Raw genomic sequence first — 16,569 nt, forward strand, 5'->3', positions numbered from 1 at the left:
TTTTACAAAAGCTGCTTGGTTATTTCGTATAACGCTATGTTTGTGGCTTGTACCACATTCATACTGCTGTTTTGTCCAAACATATTGATATGAATAATGGCACCAGCATTATTTAAAATGGCTTCTGAAACTCCAAAATTTTCATCGCCAATAACTAAAACAATGGGTTTTTCAGAAGAAAGTTTAAAAGTGTGAATAGGTTGACTTGTACTTGTAATTTCAAGAGCTATAATAAAATGATCTTTTTTTAGATTTTCTATTTGTTCTAAAGCCGATTCGCAAATTTCAAACGGAACAACTTTTTCAGTAGCACGGGAAGTTTTAGCTGTTTTTCGCCCTAAGGTTATGTCTTTTCCGCAAAGTATTAATTTTTCAACACCAAAGGCATCACACATTCTAAATAAGCTTCCAATGTTTGGAGCGTTGGTGACGTTATCTCCAATTACTGTAATTGGAAACGTATGTTTATTAAAGTTTGAAGTGTAATGGGTGAGTTGCATTTGAACGTTATGTTTTATGAAAATTAAAGAGATGTTTTATCCACTACTTTTCATTTTATTTTCTACATATTCTTTTAGGAAGGAAGCTATTCTTTCTAATAGAGATTCTGTTATAATTAAACTTTCTTTTTCAAAAGAGTATCTAAAATCAATAAATGTATTCTTAAGTTTACTTAAATCTTCAATTAGATCAGAATTATGTTTTTCTGAATACAACATAATCAAGTTGATCTGATCAGATTCATTTAGTTGTTTGAATATTTTATTTAATTGGTGCTTGTTGTGTCGGGGAATTTTTATAAGATTTCTGTTGAGGATAGGTAATACTGAATTGCCCTTTTTTGAATAACTGTACTTCGTGTTTAGTGATTTAAGGTATAATTCAATTGAAAAGGCTAAATTAACAACTTTTGGTTCAAGGAAATATGAGTCAATTAACTTTGATGTTTCATGAAATTTTTTTCCTATCAAAAAAATATTAGAATCAATTCCTTCAATAGTTTTTTCTCCGTTCCATTTAAAATTCTCCATTGAATTTATACTTAATGTTCGAAAGCGTATTTTACAATATTAGCGCCCATTTTCAGGGCTTTTTCTCTAACATTTTCTGGATCGTTATGAACTGCAGGATCTTCCCAACCATCACCTAGATCACTTTCAAAAGTGAACAATAAGATTAATCGATCTTCATGGAATAAACCAAAGGCCTGAGGTCGTTTTCCATCGTGTTCGTGGATTTTAGGCAAACCATTAGGAAAAGGATAAGCGATATTAAAAATCTCGTGATTCGGAGGTAATTCAATCAAATCTTTATCAGGAAAAACCTTTTTTAATTCTTTGGTAATATACGGTTGCATACCGTAATTATCATCGATGTGCAAAAAACCACCGGAGATTAAATAGTTTCGAAGGTTTTCTACATCATTATCACTAAAAAAAACATTACCGTGCCCCGTCATGTGAACGAATGGAAACTGAAACAAATCCGGACTATCCACTTCAACAGTCTGTGGTTTCGGATTGATTTGTGTGTTGATGTTTTCATTGCAAAAGGCAATTAAATTGGGCAGTGAAGTAGGGTTGGCATACCAGTCGCCACCCCCTTTATATTTTACAAAAGCGAGTTCTTGTGCAAATCCGCATAAGGATAATAGTAAAGCGAATGTCGATAAAACTCGTTTCATAATTAATTACTCATTAATAGTTTCGTTTACAAAAGCGACACTGTGGCAAGCTACAATCGCAGCTGTTTCTGTACGTAATCTGGTTTCTCCCAAAGTTACAGGAATAAATTTATTAGCAATAGCCAATTCAATTTCTTTACTACTAAAATCACCTTCAGGGCCAATTAAAATGGTAACATTTGTATTGGGTTTTAATTCCTGTTTTAATGATTTTTTATCGGTTTCTTCGCAATGCGCAATAAACAAATCACCTTCAAATGTTTGAGTTATAAACTGTTTAAAAGATATAGCTTCATTGAGTTTTGGCATGTAACAATTTAAGGACTGTTTGGTTGCCGATTGTAATATCTTTTCAAATCTGTCAGCTTTTATGACTTTGCGTTCACTATGGTCGCAAAACACAGGAGTAATGCTTTCAATACCAATTTCGGTTGCTTTTTCTAAAAACCACTCGTAGCGATCGTTCATTTTTGTTGGCGCGACAGCCAAATGCAAATTACAATTGCGCTTTGGCTGTAACGTTTTTGAGGTAATGTTAACCAGACAGTTTTTTATGTCGGCCACAGTAATTTCAGCAGTAAATAGCCAGCCATTTCCGTTGGTAATGTGTAAGGTGTCTCCAATTTTTTTTCGGAGCACCTTTACAATGTGTTTACTTTCTTCTTTTTCAAAAGAAAATTGATTCGTATTTTCGGTAATGTCTGGATTATAAAATAACTGCATTAGTGTATAGCTTCAACAATTTTTAAAACTTTTATTTCGGCAATCTGTTTTGGTTCATGTGTTTGTAATATTAAATAGTGCGCCTTCCTTTCTGGGATTTTTACACTGAAAATATCATCTAAGCTGTGATGTCCATTAATCACTTCAGCTTCAAATTCTACGGGCATTTTACCTGTGGTAAACCATCCCAAATCACCGCCTTTTTTAGCGTAAGCATCCATTGAATATTGTTTTGCTAAATACGAAAATGGAATACCATTATTATATTTTGAAACGATAGTTGACCTTAAACTTGCGATATCAGCTTCTGTATATTTAGAGCCATCTAAGTAAATATAGCTTACTCTGTAATACGGTGTTTTGTTTTTTTCAAGAACCTTATAGAAGGTTTTTTCATATTCATTTTCTTTTGTTTTTACAGCACCTCGAGACATGCTGAAAAGCTCTTTTGCTAAAATTGTTTTGTGCTTCTCTTCATTAAAGGTTACAATTTTGTTGCCTTTGTGCTTTTTGGTTTGTAAAAACGAGTCAACTTGTTTTGTGCTTTCAATAGTAATTAAATCGTCTTCAGTTGAGGTTTGAGCAAAAACTGAAATTGTTAAACAAAACAAGCTGTAGGTAAGTAGTTTTTTAATCATAGAGGTAGTTTGGGGTTTATAATTTAAATTAGATTTTTAATCGAGCTGAAGCTGCCACATTTTGGTCGGCAAATTCATTTTCTAAATATTTTAAATGACCAACAATGGCAATCATAGCAGCATTATCGGTTGTGAATTCAAATTTAGGAACGTAGGTAGTCCATCCAAATTTTTTCTCACCATCTTTTAAAGCTTGACGAATACCCGAATTTGCCGAAACACCACCGCCAATCGCAATATGTTTAATACCGGTTTCTTTTGAGGCCTTTTTTAATTTATCAATTAAAATTTCAATAATGGTGTATTGAATAGAGGCGCAAATGTCGTTTAGGTTCTCTTCAATAAAATTAGGGTTGTTTTTAGTTTCCTTTTGAATAAAATATAAGATAGCAGTTTTCAACCCCGAAAAACTAAAGTTTAATCCATCTACCTTTGGTTTGGTAAATTTGAAGGCTTTCGGATTTCCTAATTTAGCACGTTTGTCTATTTCAGGACCGGCAGGATAGCCTAACCCAAGAATCTTTCCACTTTTATCAAAGGCTTCTCCAACGGCATCATCAATAGTTTCACCAATTACGGTCATATCGAAATAACTGTCACAGCGCACAATTTGGGTATGTCCACCTGAAATGGTCATGGCTAAAAATGGAAAAGGAGGTTTTTCAAAACCGTCTTCATCAATATAATGCGCTAAAATATGACCTTGCATGTGGTTGACATCAATTAACGGAATATCTAAACCGTAGGCCAGAGATTTAGCAAAAGAAGTTCCTACTAGCAAAGATCCCATTAGTCCGGGCCCTTTTGTAAAGGCAATAGCATTTAATTGTTCTTTAGTAATTCCAGCTTTCTTTAAGGCCTGATGCACAACAGGAACTATGTTTTGCTGGTGGGCTCTGGAGGCTAGTTCGGGCACAACACCACCGTATTCTTCGTGTATTTTTTGGTTTGCTATAATGTTACTTAAAATACGTCCGTTATGCATTACAGCCGCGGCAGTATCGTCGCAGGAAGACTCAATTCCAAGAATGTAAATATTTTGTGTAGCCATTAATAAGATTTAGGCATAATAATTGTTAATTTTGAAAACCAATAAGCCATCTGTTTTATTGTTTTCATCGTAATTACAAAACTACTTAATTATTTTATTAATAGAAATGTAAAAATGGTGAATATGGTTTGCTTGATAGTTGAGTTAAAGGTAAACCTATGAATGATAAACAGAACGTTGTTTTTCAAATAATTTAATTTAGCTACATATCAGGAAAGTCCTCAAAATAATACTAAAACTTTTAGCACTATTTGTGCTTATGTTCATCATTTTGGTTTTGGTGCTAACCATTCCTTTTGTGCAAACTCAGCTGGGTAATTATGCAACAAAAAAGCTTAATAATGAGTTTAAGACGAATATAAATATCGATCGGGTTAGTATGCAACTCAATGGCGATATTGAGTTGAAAGATATTTATATACAGGATTATAAGCAGGATACTTTAATTAGTGTTTCAGAATTAAACACCTCCATAATAAGTGTGAGAAATGCTATAAATGGTCAACTGGCCTTTGGTGATATTGATCTGGAGGGTTTAGTCTTTAATATTGTGACCTATAAAGATGCCACGGAAACCAATTTAGATGTTTTTGTTAAGAGGTTTGAAGACGATAACCCCAGAACAGAAAAGAGTAGTTTTTTAATGTCCTCCAGCGATGTGTCTATTTATGACGGGGTGTTTAGGTTGCTAAATGAAAATAATGAAAACACAAAAGTTCTAGAATTTTATAATTTAAATATCAATGCCACTAATTTTCTAATAAACGGAAGTGATGTAAGTGCCCGAATAAATACGTTGAATTTTGAAGATAGTCGAGGTGTTACAGTGAAAAATTTAACTACCAATTTTGCTTACACCTTAACTGATATGACCTTCGCAAACCTTGATATAAAGACCCCGAATTCACGATTAAAGGGCGATTTAAAATTCGAGTATTTGCGTGAAGATTTACAGTATTTTACAGATAAGGTGTTAGTGACTGCTAGTTTTGAAGATTCTTCGGTATTATTAGATGAACTTAATACATTTTATGATGAATTTGGTAAAGGCCAGGAAGCTAATTTTAGTGTCGATTTATCTGGGACTTTAAACGATTTACAGACTAAAAATTTAAGACTTCGTACCAATAGAAACACCAGAGTTTATGGAAATATTAATTTTAAGAATTTATTCAGTAAGGAAGTAGGAGATTTTTCAATGAATGCCTATCTTTCTAACTTAACCTCGACATACAGCGATTTAAAATTTTTACTTCCAAATGTTTTAGGGGCTTCGCTGCCATCGTCATTAGACCGATTGGGGCAATTCAAAATTACAGGAAATACGCAAGTAACGGCTTCAACAGTTATAGCAGATGTTAAGATTGATACCGATTTAGGTATGGTGGATTCCGATCTGGAAATTACAACTATCAACGATATTGATAACGCTTCTTATAAGGGGAATGTTATTTTTGAAAAGTTCGATTTTGGTACATTTTTAGAATCACCAGATGTTGGTGAAGCGTCTCTAAATTTTGATGTAAAAGGAAAAGGGTTTGTTACAGAAACCATTAATACACAAGTGAAGGGAGATGTGTATGAAATGATGTATAATGGTTATAATTACAAAGGGGTTAAAGTTGCCGGTAATGTAAGAAATAAGATTTTTGATGGTAACCTGATTTCAACCGATAGAAATTTAAAAATGAATTTTCTGGGGTTGGTCGATTTCTCTGATGCTGTAAGCAAGTACGATTTTGTTGCGAATGTCAGCTACGCCAATTTAAATGTATTGAATTTCGTTAAAAAGGACAGCATTTCTATTTTTAGAAGCGATGTTAAAATGAATATGAATGCCAGCGGTTATGACGATGCATATGGTAGAGTGGTATTCGAGAATACATCGTATAAAAATCAGAATGATACTTACACCTTCGATAAATTTGAAATCTTTTCGCGGTTTGAAAATAACATGCGTTACATTGGTATTAATTCACCCGATATTGTAGAAGGAGAATTAAAAGGAAGCTTCCGTTTTAGAGATTTAAAGAAATTGTTTCAAAATTCACTGGGGTACATTTATACGAATTACGAACCCTATAAAGTATCCATAGACCAAAGCATAGACTTTAATTTTAAAATTTATAATAAAATTATTGAGGTGTTTTATCCGGAGGTAGAATTAGGAAAAAATACCTTTATTCGCGGAAGGGTGGAGAGTGATGAGAGTCAGTTTAGGTTGACATTTAAGTCTCCGGAAATTAAATTACTCGACTATTTTGTTAATAATATTGAACTTCAGGTTGATAATAGTAACCCGCTTTTTAATACGTATGTTGAAGCCGACAGTTTAAATACCAAATATTACGATGTATCTAAATTTAGTTTGATTAATGTAACCGTTAATGACACGCTTTTTATGCGAACAGAGTTTCAGGGTGGAAAGCGTAATAAGGACATTTTTAATCTGAGTTTTTACCACACTATAAATGAAGAAAATAAATCGGTAGTTGGTTTTAAAAAGTCAGATTTCACCATAAAAGATTACACCTGGTATATTAACGAGAATAATGATCAGAATAATAAAGTGTCTTTTGATAAGGAAGTTTCTACTTTCGATATCAATAAATTCGTGGTTACACATGGCGATGAACAAGTCAGGCTCTCTGGCTTTGTTAAAGACTCAACGCAAAAGGATATAAAACTCGATTTTAAAAATGTGAGCCTGTCTAAAATTGTTCCGGATATTGATAGTTTGTCTTTAGAGGGACATGTTAATGGTAAGCTGGATATTTTACAGCAAAACGGAAGTTATTTGCCGAATTCAACAGTGGTTATTCAAGATTTTAAAGTAAATCGTTTCGATTTAGGTTCGTTTGATGCTTCCATTACCGGAAATGAAAATCTTACCAATTACAACGTCGACATATCTATTAAAGACGACGAGAAAAAATCCTTTAGAGCGGTTGGTGATATCAATGCTCTAGGAAATGAGTCGAGCATTGATGTGAATTTGGAATTTAACGAATTTAATTTAAAGCCGTTAAATCCATTACTTCAAGATGTGTTGTCTGATATTCGAGGTTTAGCAACCGGGGTAGTACACGTTGTTGGCAATTTAAATAAACCAGATATAAATGGTGATTTAAACTTAAATAATGCCGGTTTAGGTATTCCGTATTTAAATGTAGATTATGATTTTGCACAAAACGCATCGGTGTCTTTAACTGATCAAACCTTTACATTTAATAAAATTCCGATTACTGACAGTAAGTACAATTCAAAAGGGCAGTTAAACGGATCGGTGAGTCACGTTAATTTTTCAAATTGGAATCTCGATTTAGAAATAATTACACCGAATCTTTTAGTTTTAGATACAAAAGAAAAAGAAGATGCCTTGTACTACGGCACGGCATTTATGAGTGGTTATGCCTCTTTAAAAGGCCCAACTGAGCAGTTAATAATTAGTGTTCAGGGAGAAACCAAACCCGGAACGATTTTTAAAATTCCGTTAAGCGACACCGAATCTTTTGGAGATAATACCTATATTCATTTTATTACCAAAGAAGAAAAAGAAGCGCGCCGTAGTGGTAAAGAAATCATATTTAATGAAATACAGGGATTAGAATTAGATTTTGATCTGGATGTTACTCAAGATGCCGAGTTAGAGATAATTATTGATAAAAACTCAGGGCATTCGCTTAAGGGGCGCGGTAGTGGTGGTTTACTTGTAGAAATCAATACGAACGGTAAATTCAATATGTGGGGAGATTTCTCAGTATTCGAAGGGGTTTATAATTTCGCCTACGGCGGATTAATTCAAAAGGAGTTTAATGTTCAGCCCGGAGGAACTATCGCTTGGGAAGGCGACCCTTTAAAAGCACAAATTAATATGCAGGCGGTACTGAAAGAGCAGACCAATCCGTCGCCTTTACTGGAAAATCCAATTAATAGGAGTATACCTGTTGAACTTTATATCGATTTAACAGGAGATCTCGAGCAGCCTACACCAGAGTTTAGTTTTAAGTTCCCTAATGTAAATTCAACCATTAAATCTGAGCTTCAATATAGTCTAGAATCTCCCGATGATCGTCAAAATCAGGCGCTATATTTAATTTCTACAGGGTCGTTCTCCAGAGGCCTTAGTGAACTTAATTTCTCAGGAACCATTGCCGACAGACTTAATGGTATCATTAATGGTATCTTTACTTCAGGCGATAGTAAGTTAAATGTGGGGTTAAATTATGAAGCAGGAGCTAATAGACCAGATTACCAAACTGGAGACCGTTTTGGGGTAACCCTGCAAACAAAAATTACAGATCGCGTGCTAATTAATGGTAAAGTAGGGGTGCCGGTTGGAGGTGCCGGAGCAACTGAAACCGTTATTGCGGGAGATGTTGAAATTGATTTTCTGCTAAACGAAGACGGAACTTTAACAGCAACCGTATTTAATCGAGAAAATAGTATTCGGAATTTTGGTGAAGCTATTGGTTATACTCAAGGTATAGGGGTTTCATATAATGTCGATTTCGATACCTTCAAAGAGTTGATTCAAAGTTTATTTAAAAAATCTGAAAAACCAGATCCTGTGCTTATCGAAAAAACAGAAAAAGAGGAAGAGAGTGCAATTCCTGAATTTATTAGCGTAAAAAGTTCTAAGTAGAAATAAATCACCCCTTTACATTTCGGAAATCATAATTTTTCAGCTATAATTTGTTTTTTTTATTAACTAAAACGTTATAGTTTTAAAAGGCTCATTAAAATGCAATAAATGCCATAGATATATGGTTTTTCTTTACTAATTTTACTCTCATATACTAATCAATTTATGTCAAATAAAATAAAGAAACTAGCAGTTTTGACCTCTGGAGGAGATTCTCCGGGAATGAATGCAGCCATTCGTTCAGTTGTTAGAACTTGCTCTTACCATAATATACAATGCTTAGGAGTTTTTCGAGGCTATGAAGGTTTAATTGATGGCGATTTCGAAGAACTTACAGCGCGTAGTGTGAAAGGCATTATTAATAAAGGAGGAACATTCTTAAAATCTGCACGATCTAACCGTTTTAGAACAGAGGAAGGTAGAAAAGAAGCTTATCAAAAACTTCTTGATGTAGAAGCTGATGGTTTAGTGGTTATTGGTGGAGACGGATCGTTTACCGGAGCTATGATTTTCAATCAGGAGTTCGGGTTTCCTGTAATGGGAATTCCAGGTACAATTGATAACGATATTTACGGAACCACACATACTTTAGGTTTTGATACTGCTTTAAATACTGTAGTGGATGCGATTGATAAAATTCGTGATACTGCGAGTTCACATAACCGATTATTTTTTATTGAGGTTATGGGACGTGATGTAGGTCATATCGCATTAAATACGGGGATAGCTGGTGGAGCCGAAGAAATTTTAATTCCAGAAGAAAACTTAGGTTTAGATCGTTTAGTAGAATCGTTAAACAAAAGTAGAAAATCCGGAAAGTCTTCAAGTATCGTAGTTGTAGCAGAAGGTGATAAAATAGGAAAGAATATTTTCGAACTTAAAGACTACGTCGATCAAAACATGGAAGGTTACGATGTTAGAGTTTCTGTGTTAGGTCATATGCAGCGTGGAGGTGCACCATCGTGTTTCGATCGTGTGCTTGCAAGTAGAATGGGAGTAAAGGCTGTAGAGTCCCTATTAAAAGGAGAAACCAATTATATGGTTGGCTTACTAAACGGAAAAATGGAATTAACTCCAATAGAAAAAGCCATTAAGGGTAAAACAAAAATAAATTTAGAATTATTGCGTGTTTCAGATATCATGAGCACTTAACATTTATAACAAAGATTATGTCAAAATTAAAATTAGGAATCAACGGATTTGGAAGAATAGGTAGAATAGCCTTTAGAGTAGCAGCTGCAAGACCAGATGTAGAAATAGTTGGTATTAACGATTTATTAGATGTAGAGCACTTAGCTTACTTATTAAAGTATGATTCTGTACACGGTAGATTTAATGGAACCGTTGATATCGTAAACGGTAACTTAGTAGTAAACGGAAACGAAATCAGAATTACAGCAGAGCGTAACCCAGAAGATTTAAAATGGGATGCTGTAGGTGCTGAGGTTGTTTTAGATTGTACCGGTATCTTTACAACTCTAGATAAAGCTCAGGCGCACATTACTGCTGGAGCTAAGAAAGTAGCTATTTCTGCACCATCTGCAGATGCACCAATGTTTGTAATGGGTGTAAACCACGATAAAATTACTGCAGCCGATACTATCGTATCTAACGCGTCTTGTACAACAAACTGTTTAGCACCTATCGCTAAAGTAATCAACGATAACTTTGGAATTGTAGAAGGTTTAATGACTACTGTACACGCAACTACTGCTACACAAATGACTGTTGATGGGCCTTCAAGAAAAGACTGGAGAGGTGGTCGTAGTGCATTAGCTAATATCATTCCTTCTTCTACTGGAGCAGCTAAAGCTGTAGGTAAAGTAATTCCTGAATTAAACGGAAAATTAACTGGTATGGCATTCCGTGTTCCAACTCCAGACGTTTCTGTAGTAGATTTAACAGTAAGAACTGAAAAAGCAGCATCTTGGGACGAAGTAAAAGCAGCTTTAAAAGCAGCAGCAGACGGACCATTAAAAGGTGTGTTAGGATATACTGAAGAAGCTGTTGTTTCTCAGGATTTCGTATCTGAGTCAATGACAAGTATCTTCGATGCAGAAGCAAGTATTGCTTTAAATGATAATTTCTTTAAATTAGTATCTTGGTACGATAACGAATTTGGTTATTCAACTAAATTAATTGACCTTGCTCAACACATAAGCAAAATATAATTTAACAAGTATATTGTAATAGTATTAACAACTCCACAGGTTATTGTATTAAAAGAACAACGGTCTGTGGAGTTTTTTATTTAAAAACTCATGATTTTAATTGTTGATAGTGGCTCTACGAAGTCAGATTGGATAGCAGTAGATAGAAATGGAAATAAAATGCTGGAAAAGATGCGCACAAAGGGGCTTAATCCAGAAATTATATCCGATAAGAAAATAAAGAAGATTATTAAAGGTCATGAGGACTTAAAAGCTAATAGAAAGATTGTGTCTCACGTGTTTTTCTATGGAGCAGGTTGTGGAACCGAAAAACCACAAAATGTAGTTAAAGGCGTTTTACAGGAAGTATTTGTAAATGCAGATGTGCACGTACACGAAGATACTATGGCTGCTGTGTTTTCTACAATTAATACCGATACCGAAGCTGCGGTAGTATGTATTTTAGGTACAGGATCTAATTGTAGTTATTACGATGGTAAAATGTTGCATCAACGTGTTAATTCGTTAGGGTATTCTATTATGGACGACGCTTCAGGGAATTACTATGGGCGCCAATTAATCCGTGATTATTACTTCAACAAAATGCCTGAAAATATCCATGTTGCTTTTGAAAGCAAATACAATATGGATACAGACTATATTAAGTACAATATGTACAAAAAGCCAAACCCGAATGCTTATCTGGCGCATTTCGCTGAGTTTATGTTCTTGAATAAAGATTCAGAATACTGTGTGGAATTAATTAAGAAAGGAATTCGTTTGTTTGCCGACACCATGATTTTCCAGTATGCTGAAGAATTGAAAACCGTACCAGTTCATTTTGCAGGTTCAATAGCTTATTTTGCTCAAGATGAAATTAAGCAGGTTGCCAAAGAAATGGGCTTTACAGTGGGGAACTTTGAGCGGAGACCAATTGAAGGTTTGGTAGATTTTCATGTTAAAAATTTAAAGTAAAACTTCTAAAACTAAAGACCTTTTGAATAAGCATATTGCAGTTTATATCTCTAATAAAGATCATAAACAGGATTTTATTGAGCGTATTCAAAGAGGAATTGTATTAAGTGATTTTTCAAAACCTAAAGCGGCGCTTTTTTCTGAAATAACGATTAATAAATTAATTCAGGAAGAACGCATCCATGGGACGTGCAATGTGGTTACTCCCACAGGAAATTCTTTGGAGAAGTCCTCGCAGGGGGAGCGAAAAAAAGCACTTTTAAACCATATTATATCTCAGAATTCTGAAGCTATTATTGTAGATAACGTTTTCGGGAATTTAGATATTGAAGCGCAATCTCAAATAACGCAAACCTTAAATGAGTTGAGTGACCGGGTTCGAATTTTACAAATAACCAAGCGTCAGGATGATATTTTATCGTTCATCAATCAGGTGTATCATTTAGAAGAAAATGAGCTTATTGAGTTTAAAAAGGAAGGAGATACTGAAATTAAAAATGAGGCTTTTGTTGTAGAATTACCTAAAGCTTATCGACCAATTTCAGAGAACATTAATCCGATAGTAAAATTTACCAATGTATCAGTAGATTATAGAGATCGTCCTATTTTAAATAATATCAATTGGGAAATTAGGAAGGGGGAATTCTGGCAGTTAATGGGACCAAACGGTTCTGGGAAGAGTACTATTTTAAGTATGATTTTTGGAGATAACCCAAAAGCCTTCGGTCAGGATATTGTATTGTTTGGCGTAAAGAAGGGAAGTGGAGAGAGTGTTTGGGAGATTAAACAGAACATTGGTTATTTTTCTTCTGATATGTTACGTGGTTTTACGCGTCTGGATTCTATTGGAAATATGGTTGTTTCTGGTTTTTTTGATACCATTGGGTTGTATAAAACGCCCACAAACGAACAGATTAAAATTGCTCAGCATTGGTTACGTGTTTTAAAGATGTTCGATATTAGAAAACAAGACTTTTTATCCTTGTCTAGAGGGTATCAAAGTTTGGTTTTAATAGCTCGTGCTATGGTAAAGCATCCGCCTTTATTAATTTTAGACGAACCGACTAATGGCTTAGATGATACTGATGTGAGACTGTTTACGCAACTTATAAATAAAATAGCATCGGAAACCGAAACAGCTATTTTATATGTGTCACATCGAAAAGAAGCTGGTCTAAATCCAGATTTGGTTTATCAATTAACACCTCATGAAACAGGGTCTATTGGTCAAGTAATTGATTAAGTGTTGACGTCTTCAAAAGGTCTGATATCTACAGCGACATTCATTTTATTTTTTCCAGTGCTATAAATAACGCCTTTTAACGGTGGTACATCATAGTAATCACGTCCCCAGGCCACAATAATGTGCTGGTTTTTTGGGATTTGATTGTTAGTAGGGTCAAAATCAACCCAGCCAAACCCCGGGATGTATAAGGAGAACCAGGCATGTGAAGCATCAGTTCCTATTAATTTTTCTTTTCCAGGCGGAGGTAAAGTTTCTATATACCCACTAATGTATCGTGCCGGCAAACCAACCGAACGCACACAGGCAATAGCAATTTGAGCAAAATCCTGACAGACACCTTTTTTGGCTTTAATCACTTCATGTATGGGGGTTGCTACATTGGAAAATGTTGGGTCGAAATCAAATTCAGTATATATGCGTTGCATGAGTTCTACCGCAGCATCAAATATCGACCGGTTTGGTTTAAAGGATATTTCAGCGTAAGCCTTAATTTCAGGAGTTATTTTAGCAATTAAAATAGATTCTAGAATATATTGACGGGCATCAATAATATGTTCGTCGTTACTTTTTAGAGCCTTTAAGGCTTCATTGAGTGTTATGTTTTTTCCTTTTTCCGATGCGGTTATATCCGGTTGGTCATTAAAGTTTCGTAACACTTTACTGGTAGCCGTAACTTTTAGTTTCTTATGCTCTTTTTGTAGTGAAAACCGAGTAATGTAATTACCAAAGAAATCTATGCGCTCCGTTATTTCAGAAGGTGTTGGTGTGATTTCCAGTTTATAATCCAATAGCGTTTGTCCTGCTAACGTTTTTGGTTTGAGTGTGGCGATGTTGTGACAAAATGTAACATCACTTTCGTAATCGTAACTGGTAGTATGTGAAACTTGAAATACCATAATTATAATGGGAAATTTTGGTTAACCAATTGCGTTTGTTTGTATGAGTGATTAAAATACGTACTGGAAATCGCTAAAGAAGTTTCATGTAGCAAATCACTTAAATCGGATAGTTCTTCGTCTAGTTTTTCTCGAAGAGTTTGGTCTTCGTTTAAGGCCATTAAATCTACAATTTTTAGACTTTGTATCTTATTGTTTGCCGTAGCAATTAGCTTTTGACATTCGGTGTAAAACCCAATTAATTCTGAGTGAGGTAAGCGGTCAACATCTTTTTGAATACGTTTAAGTCTGTATGTCAGGGATTTTGGATATTCCTTATCAAGTAGTGTTAAATGAATAACGTTCTCAAGACTTAAATACGATCGATAACTATAACGGTAAATATTTAGACTTTCATCACTGGTTAATAAAGATTCCAGGATGTCATATTGCAGGCGTTCATCGTAGTTAAATACCATTAAAGATCTGAATTTAGAAACTTGCATCAAGGCTTGTTCGGTTTGTAAACCTATAAAATAGAGTAATAACCCTTGCTGTACCAGAATGCTTTCTTCTATTAAGCCCATAAACGCAATTAATCGTGTAATGGTGCGGTCAAGTAATTTTGTAAGTGCAGGTATGGTATATTCATCTGCTAATTCAAACTTTCTCCATAATTTTTTGATGGTATCAAACACGCGCCACATATCTTTAGACCAAAGGTTACGCAACGAATAGTAAGAGTTGTTGAAGCTGGTTAAGGTTTGAGCTAAACTACCCATACGTTGTTTATCAAAAATCAGAGAAATGATTTCGGGTAGCGGGTTTTCTAATAATACATCACTATGCTTTCCAACAAAACCGGGGAATGTAGAGGTTATGTTAGTTAACGATTGTAACAAGTATTTTAAACTTTCAGAATTGCTGTTAGAAGCGTTATATTGCTCATTGGTCATTTTATTAAGTACCATCCTGATATACCGGGCAGTAACCAATGCACGCCCTAAATAGCGTCCCGACCAAAATAAGTTTTCAGCAGTATTACTAGGCAAATCATTAATATCGGAGATTGAAATTTTACAGGTGTCATCCCAGGCGTAATGTTTGATGTTACTTTGAATTTCATCTGATAAGACCCATAAATCTTTACTCATGCCACCGCGTTGATTTGATACAAATAGGTTTTCGCGCTCAGGAGCTACTCTCACTAAACCTCCTGGCATAACTTTATAACCTTCCTTTTTTGAAATGGCAAAGGTGCGACACATAATTTTTCGAGCTTCTAAATGATTATTTACAAAATCGGGAGAAGTCGAAAACGTAATTTTCTCCTGTGCTACATAGCGATAAGGATTAGCGGAAATATCCTTTTTGAGTTGTTCAAGGGCTTTGGTGTCAAGAAATTCACAGAAAAATAAGCTTTCGCGGTTGGAACGGTCAATGCGTTTAACCACTAGATTTTTTATGTTTTTAAAGACATAGTCACGTTCTTTTTCCTGTCCGCACCACCAGGAAGCTATTTGTGGAAGTATTAAATCTTCATCGAAGAAATAATTACAAATAGCATTCATAAACGGAATTAAACCAGAATTTTCTAAAACGCCGCTTCCAATAGGGTTTACAATAGCCACATTTTGATTGCGTACAACATCCAGTAAACCGGTAACCCCCAGATAGGAGTCTTCTCGTAACTCCAAAGGATCCATAAATACATCGTCAACACGACGGTAAATAACATCTACTTGCTTAAGTTCTTTTAGTGTTTTTAAATACACTTTCCCATTTCTAACAACCAAGTCGTTGCCATTAACTAGAGGGTAACCTAAAAAAGAAGACATGTATGCATGTTCAAAATAAGTTTCGTTTAAAGGACCTGGCGTTAAAATAACAATGCTGGGATTTTCTTTGTTTTGAGGGGCTGCCTCAATAAGCATCTGATTAAAATCATAAAAGAATCCAGAAGGCTGTTTTACATTAATACCTTTAAATAAATCAGGTAAAACCCGATTCATAGAATACCTGTTTTCTAAGGCGTAGCCCATTCCTGAGGGCGCTTGTGTTCTGTCGTTAACAACCCACATACGTCCATCTGGACCACGCGCTAAATCAGACGAATAGATTAAAATGTTTTTAGCTGCTTTATATTGAATCTGGTCACATTGTCTTAAAAAACCGCGATGTGCAAAAATGACTTCAGGAGGAATAATTCCCTTTTTTATAAGATCTCGTTTTCCGTAAATATCTTTTAAAACTAAGTTTAAAAGTTCGGCACGTTGTTTAATGCCTTTTTCAATGGTGCGCCATTCCTCTTGGTTTATAAGGAATGGAATGATGTTTAAATCCCAGGTACGTTGCATACCTTGCGGATCGTTGTATACATTATAAGTTACACCGTTTTCATCCATTAACCAGTTAATTTCATCTTGTTTTACGGTTAATGTATTTATATCCATTTCGGAAATATTACTCAGTAACTTTTCCCAATTTGGATTTATGGACATATCAGATTTTAAGGCTTCATCATAATTTTTCTCTTTCGAAAAATAATTCTGAAATAGTATGTTTAAATCTGTGGTCATGAA

Annotated in this window: 13 protein-coding genes; 5 read left to right on the forward strand and 8 right to left on the reverse strand. The window is 34.7% G+C overall.

The features are described 5' to 3' along the window. Positions 1 to 2: 2 nt before the first annotated feature. Genes RBH94_RS11260 through tsaD form a run of 6 tightly spaced genes read right to left on the reverse strand, consistent with a single transcriptional unit; the run spans position 3 to position 4,096 of the window. Entirely contained in the window at positions 3 to 500 is a 498-nt protein-coding gene (locus RBH94_RS11260) for a TrmH family RNA methyltransferase (protein ID WP_307880980.1), read from the reverse strand. A gap of 36 nt (positions 501 to 536) precedes the next feature. Next, positions 537 to 1,031 (reverse strand): hypothetical protein, encoded by a 495-nt coding sequence (locus RBH94_RS11265; protein WP_307880981.1) that lies wholly within the window; start codon positions 1,029 to 1,031, stop codon positions 537 to 539. An 11-nt stretch (positions 1,032 to 1,042) separates the two neighbouring features. Then, complete coding sequence (locus tag RBH94_RS11270; protein ID WP_307880982.1) at positions 1,043 to 1,684, reverse strand: DUF4159 domain-containing protein; 642 nt, start codon at positions 1,682 to 1,684, stop codon at positions 1,043 to 1,045. 6 nt (positions 1,685 to 1,690) lie between these two features. Then, positions 1,691 to 2,407, reverse strand: a complete 717-nt coding sequence (locus tag RBH94_RS11275; protein ID WP_307880983.1) for a 16S rRNA (uracil(1498)-N(3))-methyltransferase — start codon at positions 2,405 to 2,407, stop codon at positions 1,691 to 1,693. Beyond that, positions 2,407 to 3,045 carry a peptidylprolyl isomerase gene (locus RBH94_RS11280; RefSeq protein WP_307880984.1) on the reverse strand — a complete coding sequence of 213 codons (639 nt, stop codon included), beginning with the start codon at positions 3,043 to 3,045 and terminating at the stop codon, positions 2,407 to 2,409. Before RBH94_RS11280 ends, RBH94_RS11275 begins: the two co-directional genes overlap by 1 nt. A gap of 28 nt (positions 3,046 to 3,073) precedes the next feature. Next, complete coding sequence (gene tsaD / locus RBH94_RS11285) at positions 3,074 to 4,096, reverse strand: tRNA (adenosine(37)-N6)-threonylcarbamoyltransferase complex transferase subunit TsaD (protein ID WP_307880985.1); 1,023 nt, start codon at positions 4,094 to 4,096, stop codon at positions 3,074 to 3,076. 259 nt (positions 4,097 to 4,355) lie between these two features. Here tsaD and RBH94_RS11290 point away from each other — a divergent pair, with 259 nt between their 5' ends. The 5 genes from RBH94_RS11290 to RBH94_RS11310 all read left to right on the forward strand — a co-directional run bounded on the left by RBH94_RS11290 (position 4,356) and on the right by RBH94_RS11310 (position 13,109). Beyond that, a complete protein-coding gene (locus RBH94_RS11290; protein WP_307880986.1) occupies positions 4,356 to 8,741 on the forward strand; it encodes a translocation/assembly module TamB domain-containing protein in 4,386 nt (1,461 codons plus the stop codon). A 165-nt stretch (positions 8,742 to 8,906) separates the two neighbouring features. After that, a complete protein-coding gene (gene pfkA / locus RBH94_RS11295; RefSeq protein ID WP_188223786.1) occupies positions 8,907 to 9,893 on the forward strand; it encodes a 6-phosphofructokinase in 987 nt (328 codons plus the stop codon). A 17-nt stretch (positions 9,894 to 9,910) separates the two neighbouring features. Next, positions 9,911 to 10,912 carry a type I glyceraldehyde-3-phosphate dehydrogenase gene (gene gap, locus RBH94_RS11300; protein WP_188223787.1) on the forward strand — a complete coding sequence of 334 codons (1,002 nt, stop codon included), beginning with the start codon at positions 9,911 to 9,913 and terminating at the stop codon, positions 10,910 to 10,912. Positions 10,913 to 11,002: 90 nt separating this feature from the next. Further along, the gene (locus RBH94_RS11305) at positions 11,003 to 11,866 is read left to right on the forward strand and encodes an N-acetylglucosamine kinase (RefSeq protein WP_307880987.1); all 864 of its coding nucleotides are present in this window, start codon (positions 11,003 to 11,005) and stop codon (positions 11,864 to 11,866) included. Between the two features lie 22 nt (positions 11,867 to 11,888). Further along, complete coding sequence (locus tag RBH94_RS11310) at positions 11,889 to 13,109, forward strand: ATP-binding cassette domain-containing protein (protein ID WP_307880988.1); 1,221 nt, start codon at positions 11,889 to 11,891, stop codon at positions 13,107 to 13,109. Here the strand turns inward: RBH94_RS11310 and RBH94_RS11315 are convergent. Together RBH94_RS11315 and RBH94_RS11320 are read right to left on the reverse strand one after the other, a co-directional pair. After that, complete coding sequence (locus RBH94_RS11315; RefSeq protein ID WP_307880989.1) at positions 13,106 to 14,008, reverse strand: transglutaminase family protein; 903 nt, start codon at positions 14,006 to 14,008, stop codon at positions 13,106 to 13,108. The two genes, RBH94_RS11310 and RBH94_RS11315, sit on opposite strands and share 4 nt — an antisense overlap. Before the next feature lie 2 nt (positions 14,009 to 14,010). Next, positions 14,011 to 16,566, reverse strand: coding sequence for a circularly permuted type 2 ATP-grasp protein (locus RBH94_RS11320; protein ID WP_307880990.1), 2,556 nt, complete (start codon positions 16,564 to 16,566; stop codon positions 14,011 to 14,013). Between the last annotated feature and the right edge of the window lie 3 nt (positions 16,567 to 16,569).

It is taken from the genome of Aestuariibaculum sp. YM273, assembly GCF_030908365.1.
Classification (GTDB): domain Bacteria; phylum Bacteroidota; class Bacteroidia; order Flavobacteriales; family Flavobacteriaceae; genus Aestuariibaculum; species Aestuariibaculum marinum.

What these genes read in the sequence shown, in the direction of transcription:
- RBH94_RS11260 (WP_307880980.1), bottom strand. Translation starts at nt 500, where the DNA reads ATGCAACTCACCCATTACACTTCAAACTTTAATAAACATACGTTTCCA.
- RBH94_RS11265 (WP_307880981.1), bottom strand. Translation starts at nt 1,031, where the DNA reads ATGGAGAATTTTAAATGGAACGGAGAAAAAACTATTGAAGGAATTGAT.
- RBH94_RS11270 (WP_307880982.1), bottom strand. Translation starts at nt 1,684, where the DNA reads ATGAAACGAGTTTTATCGACATTCGCTTTACTATTATCCTTATGCGGA.
- RBH94_RS11275 (WP_307880983.1), bottom strand. Translation starts at nt 2,407, where the DNA reads ATGCAGTTATTTTATAATCCAGACATTACCGAAAATACGAATCAATTT.
- RBH94_RS11280 (WP_307880984.1), bottom strand. Translation starts at nt 3,045, where the DNA reads ATGATTAAAAAACTACTTACCTACAGCTTGTTTTGTTTAACAATTTCA.
- tsaD (WP_307880985.1), bottom strand. Translation starts at nt 4,096, where the DNA reads ATGGCTACACAAAATATTTACATTCTTGGAATTGAGTCTTCCTGCGAC.
- RBH94_RS11290 (WP_307880986.1), top strand. Translation starts at nt 4,356, where the DNA reads ATGTTCATCATTTTGGTTTTGGTGCTAACCATTCCTTTTGTGCAAACT.
- pfkA (WP_188223786.1), top strand. Translation starts at nt 8,907, where the DNA reads ATGTCAAATAAAATAAAGAAACTAGCAGTTTTGACCTCTGGAGGAGAT.
- gap (WP_188223787.1), top strand. Translation starts at nt 9,911, where the DNA reads ATGTCAAAATTAAAATTAGGAATCAACGGATTTGGAAGAATAGGTAGA.
- RBH94_RS11305 (WP_307880987.1), top strand. Translation starts at nt 11,003, where the DNA reads ATGATTTTAATTGTTGATAGTGGCTCTACGAAGTCAGATTGGATAGCA.
- RBH94_RS11315 (WP_307880989.1), bottom strand. Translation starts at nt 14,008, where the DNA reads ATGGTATTTCAAGTTTCACATACTACCAGTTACGATTACGAAAGTGAT.
- RBH94_RS11320 (WP_307880990.1), bottom strand. Translation starts at nt 16,566, where the DNA reads ATGACCACAGATTTAAACATACTATTTCAGAATTATTTTTCGAAAGAG.